The sequence below is a fragment of the Saccharomonospora iraqiensis subsp. iraqiensis genome, from assembly GCF_000430445.1.
GTDB lineage: Bacteria > Actinomycetota > Actinomycetes > Mycobacteriales > Pseudonocardiaceae > Saccharomonospora > Saccharomonospora iraqiensis.
The window spans coordinates 47,291-55,105 of sequence record NZ_KE387079.1 but is presented as its reverse complement, the minus strand read 5'-3'; the positions used below and the strand labels follow the sequence as shown (position 1 = coordinate 55,105).

7 protein-coding genes are annotated in these 7,815 nt (G+C 72.3%); 6 read left to right on the top strand and 1 reads right to left on the bottom strand.

Going from position 1 to position 7,815, the window contains the following annotated elements:
• The 3 genes from infB to rbfA all read left to right on the top strand — a co-directional run.
• A partial coding sequence (infB, locus tag ACTIR_RS0109020) for a translation initiation factor IF-2 (RefSeq protein WP_026454016.1) occupies nt 1-1,935 on the top strand: 1,935 nt, incomplete at its 5' end.
• A 74-nt stretch (nt 1,936-2,009) separates the two neighbouring features.
• Nucleotides 2,010-2,315 (top strand): DUF503 domain-containing protein, encoded by a 306-nt coding sequence (locus ACTIR_RS0109015; protein ID WP_026454015.1) that lies wholly within the window; start codon nt 2,010-2,012, stop codon nt 2,313-2,315.
• Between the two features lie 17 nt (nt 2,316-2,332).
• On the top strand, nt 2,333-2,773 hold the full coding sequence (gene rbfA, locus ACTIR_RS0109010) for a 30S ribosome-binding factor RbfA (protein ID WP_007025585.1): 441 nt from the start codon (nt 2,333-2,335) through the stop codon (nt 2,771-2,773).
• Between the two features lie 233 nt (nt 2,774-3,006).
• Here the strand turns inward: rbfA and ACTIR_RS0109005 are convergent, their stop codons facing one another.
• Complete coding sequence (locus tag ACTIR_RS0109005) at nt 3,007-4,074, bottom strand: TRM11 family SAM-dependent methyltransferase (RefSeq protein ID WP_026454014.1); 1,068 nt, start codon at nt 4,072-4,074, stop codon at nt 3,007-3,009.
• Nucleotides 4,075-4,235: 161 nt separating this feature from the next.
• Here ACTIR_RS0109005 and ACTIR_RS0109000 point away from each other — a divergent pair, with 161 nt between their 5' ends.
• The 3 genes from ACTIR_RS0109000 to truB all read left to right on the top strand — a co-directional run.
• A complete protein-coding gene (locus ACTIR_RS0109000; RefSeq protein ID WP_052583793.1) occupies nt 4,236-5,513 on the top strand; it encodes an MATE family efflux transporter in 1,278 nt (425 codons plus the stop codon).
• A 149-nt stretch (nt 5,514-5,662) separates the two neighbouring features.
• On the top strand, nt 5,663-6,982 hold the full coding sequence (locus tag ACTIR_RS0108995) for an MFS transporter (protein WP_026454012.1): 1,320 nt from the start codon (nt 5,663-5,665) through the stop codon (nt 6,980-6,982).
• Nucleotides 6,983-7,156: 174 nt separating this feature from the next.
• On the top strand, nt 7,157-7,815 hold a 659-nt coding region (truB, locus tag ACTIR_RS0108990; protein WP_154663702.1), incomplete at its 3' end, for a tRNA pseudouridine(55) synthase TruB.

The following is a 7,815-nucleotide window of genomic DNA, read 5'->3' as shown; positions in this document are numbered from 1 at the left end:
GGTCGCGGCGGCGCCGCGGGTGCGTTCGGCCGGCCCGGCGGGCCCGCGCGCAAGGGCCGCAAGTCGAAGCGGCAGAAGCGCCAGGAGTACATGGAGAACATGCAGGCGCCGTCGGTCGGTGGCGTCCGGCTGCCCAAGGGCGGCGGCGAGACCATCCGGCTTCCGCGCGGCGCCTCGCTGACGGACTTCGCGGAGAAGATCAACGCGAATCCGGGTTCCCTGGTCCAGGTGCTGTTCCATCTCGGTGAGATGGTCACCGCGACGCAGTCCGTCTCCGAGGACGTGCTCGAACTGCTCGGCACGGAGATGAACTACAACGTCCAGGTGGTCAGCCCCGAGGAGGAGGACCGCGAGCTGCTCGAGGCCTTCGACATCACCTTCGGGGAGAACACCGGCAGCGACGACGAGCTGCGGGCCCGGCCCCCGGTGGTGACCGTGATGGGTCACGTCGACCACGGCAAGACCAAGCTGCTGGACACGATCCGGCAGACGAAGGTCGCCGACGCCGAGGCCGGCGGCATCACCCAGCACATCGGTGCCTACCAGGTCGAGACCGAGGTCGAGGACGAGCCCCGCACGATCACGTTCATCGACACCCCGGGCCACGAGGCGTTCACCGCCATGCGTGCCCGTGGTGCGCAGGCGACGGACATCGCGGTGATCGTCGTGGCGGCCGACGACGGTGTGATGCCGCAGACGATCGAGGCGGTGAACCACGCACAGGCGGCGAAGGCGCCCATCGTGGTCGCGGTCAACAAGATCGACGTCGAGGGCGCGAACCCGGCGAAGGTGCGGCAGCAGCTCACCGAGTACGGGCTGGTGGCCGAGGAGTACGGCGGCGACACGATGTTCGTCGACGTCGCGGCCAAGCCCGGGCTGAACCTCGAGGGGCTGCTGGAGGCGATCGTGCTGACCGCCGACGCGGCGCTGGACCTGCGGGCCAACCCGCGGATGGAGGCCCAGGGTGTCGCGATCGAGGCGCACCTCGACCGCGGCCGCGGTCCGGTGGCGACGGTGCTGGTGCAGCGGGGCACGCTGCGCGTGGGTGACTCGGTCGTCGCCGGGGACGCCTACGGGCGGGTGCGCCGCATGGTCGACGAGCACAACCACGACGTCACCGAGGCGGCGCCGTCGCGGCCGGTGCAGGTCATCGGGTTCACCTCGGTGCCGAGGGCGGGTGACACGTTCCTCGTCGTGGAGGAGGACCGGGTGGCGCGGCAGATCGCCGAACGTCGCCAGGCCCGCATCCGCAACGCGGAGAACGCCGCCAAGCGCAAGCGCGTGAGCCTGGAGGACCTGGACTCCGCACTGAAGGAGACCAACACCCTCAACCTGATCGTGAAGGGTGACAACTCGGGTACCGTCGAGGCGCTCGAGGCGTCGCTGAACCAGATCGACGTGGGTGACGAGGTCGACCTGCGGATCGTCCACCGCGGTGTCGGTGGCGTGACGGAGAGCGACATCGACCTGGCCACGGCCTCCGACGCGATCGTGCTCGGATTCAACGTGCGGGCACAGGGCAAGGCGACCGAGCGGGCGAGCCGCGAGGGCGTCGACGTCCGGTACTACACGGTGATCTACCAGGCGATCGAGGAGATCGAGCAGGCCCTGAAGGGCATGCTCAAGCCGGTGTACGAGGAGGTCGAACTCGGGCGGGCCGAGGTCCGCGACGTGTTCAAGTCCTCCAAGGCCGGCACGATCGCGGGGTGCATGGTCACCTCCGGCCACATCCGGCGCAACGCCAAGGCGCGCGTGCTCCGGGACAACGTGGTGGTGTCCGAGAACCTGCCGGTCAACTCGCTCCGGCGGTTCAAGGACGACGTCACCGAGGTCCGCGACGGGTTCGAGTGCGGTATGACCCTCGGTCGGTTCTCCGACATCAAGGTCGGGGACGAGATCGAGACGTACGAGATGCGCGAGAAGCCGCGCGAGTGATCCGACCGACCGGCCGGGTACGGGGTCCGTACGGACACCCGCCCGGCCGGTCCCGATCCACCGGGGGCCGGACCGTGTTCGTCGGCGCGCTGGAACTGGACGTCCTGCTCGGGGACGTGCGGTCGTTGAAGCAGAAGCGGTCGGCGGTGCGGCCGGTCCTGGCCGAGCTGCGCCGACGGTACGAGGTGGCGGTGGCCGAGGCCGGGCACCACGACCTGCACCGGCGTGCGTTGATCGGGGTGGCGGCCGTGTCCGGCGACGCCACCCATGTGCGGGACCTGCTGGACTCCTGTGAACGGTGGGTCGCCGACCGCCCCGACCTCGAACTGCTGTCGGCACACCGGCGGTTGTTGGGGCCGGAGGACGAGGCTGGTGACTGAGAAGAAGGGGGTGCGCCGTGGCTGACGGGGCACGCGCACGGAGACTGGCCAAGCGGATCGCGCAGATCGTGGCGTCCGCCTTGGAACACGACATCAAGGATCCACGCCTGGGCAACATCACGGTGACCGACGCCCGGATCACCGGGGACCTGCGGGACGCGACCGTGTACTACACGGTGCTGGGGGAGAATCTGGACACCCCGCCGGACTTCGCGGGCGCCGCCGCGGCGCTGGAGTCGGCCCGGGGTGTGCTGCGGACGAAGGTGGGGCAGGGCACCGGCGTGCGCTACACGCCGACGTTGACGTTCGTCGCGGACAACCTCCCCGGCGAGGCGCGGCACATCGACGACCTGCTCGCCCGCGCGAAGGAGGCCGACGCCGAGGTCGCCCGCCGGGCGACCACCGCCCACCCCGCGGGGGAGACCGACCCCTACCGCCTCCCTCAGGACGAGGACTGACCCTCCCGCCCGCGAGTCGCCACTCCAGTCCCGCGAGTTGACACTCCAGGCCTGTCAGTTGACGTTGCAGAACCGTCGGTTGACGCTCCGGGGTAGGGGACTCTTCCCACCGGGGCGAGGAGTAGCGGACGAACGACGCCCCGGTCACGTCGACTCACGGGCCCCGCGCGTCGACTCGCGGACATGGGGCGTCGACTCGCGGGCCCCGCGCGTCGACTCGCGGGCACGGGGTGTCAACTCGCGGGGTTTCGGGCGATGAGGACGTCGCGGAGGATGGACTGGTCGACACGGTGGGCCAGGGTGGTGTGGGCCGGGTCGGTGACCACGGTCAGGCCCGCGTCGGTGAGCAGGGTCGCGAGCTCGTCGCGGTCGAGAACGTAGGTGTTGTACGACACGCCCAGCGCGCCGCCGCGGCGCAGCACCCGGGTCCACACCGGCAGGGCCGCGGCGAGCAGCTCGCGCGGGCTGCGGGACAGGCTCTCGTCCCGCGCCTTGCTGCCGTGCCGCACCCCGTACGGGGCATCGGTGACGATCGCGTCCACCGAACCGGGCCGCAGCAGTTCGTCGGTGCGCAGCGTGTCGGTGTTGTAGTAGGTCACCCTGCGGGTGTCCCCGGCGCGGTAGGCCTCCTTCGTCGCGCCGTAGGTGACGTCGAGCCGCTGCCCGAGGCGCGCCTTGTTCCGGCGCAGGGCCCCGGACTCCGCACTGTGCTTGATCCGCTTGGTGCGCAGCCACGTCTTCAGGAACCGCTCGTAGGCCTCGAAGTCCTTGCCGTCGGTCTCCACGCCGGTGGCGTCGAACCCGTACATCATGGCCTGGTTCAGGGTCGTGCCGCGGCCGGCCAGCGGGTCGAGCACGTGCGGCGGCCGGTGCCCGTCGCCGGGCCGGGCGCCGCGCAGCAGGTCGGCGGGCCGGTCGGTGGCCAGCATCGTCAGGTTCACCAGGAGCCGGGTGAACAGCTCGTTCGTCTTGCCCGTGTACTTCTGGATGGTGAGCAGGTCCGAGTCGAACAGCGCGACCGGGTCCAGCGTCAGCGGCCGTAACAGCTCGCCGCGCACCTCGAACAGCGCGTAGGCCGACGACAGGTTGGACAGGTACCCGACGTCCTCGTCGGACAGTGGTTCTTCCGTGCCGAGGGTGACGTAGTCGACACCGCCGATCGTGCGCACGTCCGTGCCGGTGACCGCGGTCGTCAGCACCCGGTCGCCGAACGCGGCGAGTTCCGCGCGCAGCAGCCGGGGCGAGGTGTCGGTGTAGACGCGGTTGGCCGACGGCAGGATGAGGATCGCGTACTCGGGCATCGCAGGGCAGCCTAGCCGAGCCGCGGGCGGGCCCGGGTGCGCCGGTTACGCTCGTCCGCGTGGTCGAGACGGCGGAGGGGAACGGCGGGGACACACCCGGCACCGACGACGGAACGGATCCGCGGGCGACGGGGACGGGGGACCGGGTCCCGGCCCGGCGGGTGTTCGGCCTCGCCGTCCCCGCACTGGGGGTGCTGGCGGCCGAGCCGCTGTACGTGCTGGTGGACACCGCGGTGGTCGGTCACCTCGGCGCACTGCCGCTGGCCGCGCTCGCGCTCGGCGGCACCCTGCTCTCCCTGGTGTCGACGCAGCTGACCTTCCTGTCGTACGGCACCACCGCCCGGACCGCGCGGCTGCACGGCGCGGGGCGCCGTGCCGAGGCCGTGGACGAGGGGATGCAGGCCACCTGGCTGGCGCTGGCGGTCGGGGTGGTCATCCTGCTGGTGGGGCAGCTCGCGGCCGAACCCGTCGCCCGGCTGATGTCCGGCGACGACACCGTCACCGCGGAGACGGTGTCGTGGCTGCGGATCGCCCTGTTCGGGGTGCCGATGATTCTGGTCACTATGGCGGGCAACGGCTGGATGCGCGGGGTGCAGGACGCCGTGCGCCCGCTGCGTTTCGTGCTCGCGGGCAACGCGCTGTCCGCCGTGCTCTGTCCCGTGCTGGTCTACCCGGTGGGGATGGGGCTGGAGGGCTCCGCCGTGGCGAACGTCGTGGCGCAGACGGTCGCGGGCGGGCTGTTCTTCCGGGCGCTGTTCGTCGAGCGCGCCCTCGGACGTCCGGCGCCGACGGTGATGTGGGCGCAGCTGCGCCTCGGCCGGGACCTCGTCCTGCGCAGCCTCGCGTTCCAGGCGTGCTTCGTCTCGGCCACGGCCGTGGCCGCCCGCACCTCCACCGTGGCCGTCGGCGCCCACCAGGTGGTGTGGCAGCTGTGGACGTTCCTCTCGCTCGTGCTGGACTCGGTCGCCATCGCCGCGCAGTCGCTGATCGGGGCGGCACTGGGTGCCCGGGACTCCCGGCAGGCGAAGGGCGTGGCGAACCAGATCACCGCCTACGGTCTGGTGCTGGGCTGCGCGCTCGGGGTGGCGTTCGCCGCCGTGTCGCAGGTGCTGCCGAAGGCGTTCACCACCGACCCCGGGGTGCTGGCCACCATCCCGCAGGCGTGGTGGTTCTTCGTCGCCCTGCAACCCGTGGCCGGGGTCGTGTTCGCCCTGGACGGGGTCCTGCTCGGGGCGGGGGACGCCTCGTTCCTCCGCAACGCCACGGTCGGCAGCGCCGTGCTCGGCTACCTGCCGCTCATCTGGATCTCCCTGGCCGTCGGGTGGGGGCTCAGCGGTATCTGGACCGGCCTGACGCTGTTCATGCTGCTGCGCCTCGGGTTCGTGGTGGCCCGCCTGCGCTCCGGGCGCTGGGCGGTGGAGGGCGCCGTCCGCACCTGAGCGGCGACGACACCGGCGCCCGGTGTGGGCAACGACACCGGGTCCGCGGGTACGTCCCGCGGATGTTTAGGCGATACAAACAAATGGGGGCGACGGTGTCGTGGCCCCGTGTCCCGGTTCCGCCCCTCATCCGTCCCTGGAGGAACTCCGTGCCGTCCCGGCCCGTCCCGGCCGCTCCCGTCCGCTCGTGGCTGATCTGGCTGATCGGCGCGGGTGTGTACGTGCTCGCGGTGTTCCACCGCACCTCGTTGGGGGTCGCGGGGCTGGACGCGGCGGAACGGTTCGGCGTCGGTTCCGCCGCGTTGGCGACGTTCACCGTGCTCCAGATCGGCGTCTACGCCCTGATGCAGGTGCCGACCGGGGTGCTGGTGGACCGGTTCGGCCCGCGCCGGGTGCTCACCGCGGCGCTGTTGCTGCTCGGGCTGGGGCAGATCCTGCTCGCCGTGGCGCAGTCCTACCCACCCGCCCTGCTCGCCCGCGGGATCCTGGGCGTCGGTGACGCCCTCACCTTCGTCTCCGTGCTGCGGCTGGCCGCGAACCACTTCCCGCAGCGGCAGTACATGCTGGTCACGGCGCTGACCGGGGCGCTCGGGTTCGTCGGCAATCTCGCGGCGACACTGCCGCTGACGCTGCTGCTGGCGGGCCCGGGCTGGACCCCGACGTTCCTGACCGCGGGGCTGGTGACCGTGGTGTTCGTGGCCGTGCTGCTGGTGGCCGTGCACGACACCCCGCACGCGCGGCGCACCGAGTCGCGCACGGTGCCGGTGCGCGAGGTGGGCGAGCAGCTGCGGGCCGCGCTGCGCGTGCCCGGGACCCGGCTCGGGTTCTGGACGCACTTCTCCGCGCCGTTCGGGCAGAACGTGATGGTGCTGCTGTGGGGCGTGCCGTTCCTCGTCGAGGGGCAGGGTTACGCCACCACCACGGCGAGTTCGCTGCTGATGGTGTTCGTCGTCGGCGCGATGGCGGGCGGCCCGCTGCTCGGCGGCGTCGTCGGCCGCCGACCGGGCGTCCGCATGCCGTTGGTGGTGACCTACCTGCTGGCCGTGGGGGTGACCTGGGGTGTGCTGCTGGGCTGGCCGGGCCGCATCCCGGTGGCGGTGCTGGTGCCCGCCTTCACGGTGCTGTCCCTGGGCGGCCCGGTGTCCACCATCGGGTTCGGCCTGGTGCGCGACTACAACCCGCTGCCCCGGGTCGGCACCGCGACCGGGGTGGTCAACGTGGGCGGTTTCGTGGCGACGACGGTCACCTCTCTGCTCATCGGCGTCCTGTTGGAGCTCACCGGAGGGCGGTACGGCATCGCGCTGCTGGCCATGCCCGCCGTGCTCGCGTTCGGGTCCTGGCGGATGGCCGTGTGGTGGCTGCGCGCCCGGGCGGCGGTGTTCGCGGCGCAGGAACGCGGCGAGGACGTCCCGGTGCGGCTGCGCAGGCACCGCTTCGACCTCCGCCCCGCCGACGGCCCCGCGGCCTGACCCGCGTCGCCGGGATCCCGGTCAGCGGAACCGAACGGTGATTCGGGGCACCGTCGGACCCATCTACCCGGCGGGCGGGTCCGGCCGGGGCGGGGGCCGGTGGTTACAGTGCGGCGCGTGGCAAGCGATTCCCCACCACCCCCCGGACTGTTGATCGTCGACAAGCCGAGCGGCATGACGTCGCACGACGTGGTCGCCAAGGCCCGGCGGCTGCTCGGCACCCGCAAGGTCGGGCACGCGGGCACACTCGATCCGATGGCCACCGGCGTCCTCGTCCTGGGGATCGAGCGGGCGACCAAGCTGCTGGGCCACCTCTCGCTGGACCGCAAGACCTATCTGGCCACGGTGGTGCTCGGCTCCGCCACCACCACCGACGACGCCGAGGGTGAGGTGCTCTCGGAGGCGGACCCGCAGGCGGTGGACGCGGTCTCCGACGACGCCGTCCGCGCGGCGGTGACGGCGCTCACCGGCGAGATCGACCAGGTGCCGAGCGCGGTGAGCGCGGTGAAGGTCGACGGCAGGCGCGCCTACGCCCGGGTCCGGGCCGGGGAGGACGTGGACCTGCCCTCCCGGCCGGTCACCGTGCACCGGTTCGACGTCCTGGCCGTGCGGCGGGAGGAGGGCAGGCTGGAGTTCGACGCGATGATCGACTGCTCCTCCGGCACCTACGTGCGCGCGCTGGCCCGGGACCTCGGCGACGCGCTCGGCGTCGGCGGGCACCTCGGGGCGCTGCGCCGGACCACGGTCGGCCCGTTCACCCTCGCCCGCGCCCGCACCCTCGAACAGGTGGAGCAGGAACCCGGCCTGTCGCTGAGCCTGGGCGAGGCCGTGGC

What these genes read in the sequence shown, in the direction of transcription:
- ACTIR_RS0109005 (WP_026454014.1), bottom strand. Translation starts at nt 4,074, where the DNA reads ATGCCCGAGTACGCGATCCTCATCCTGCCGTCGGCCAACCGCGTCTAC.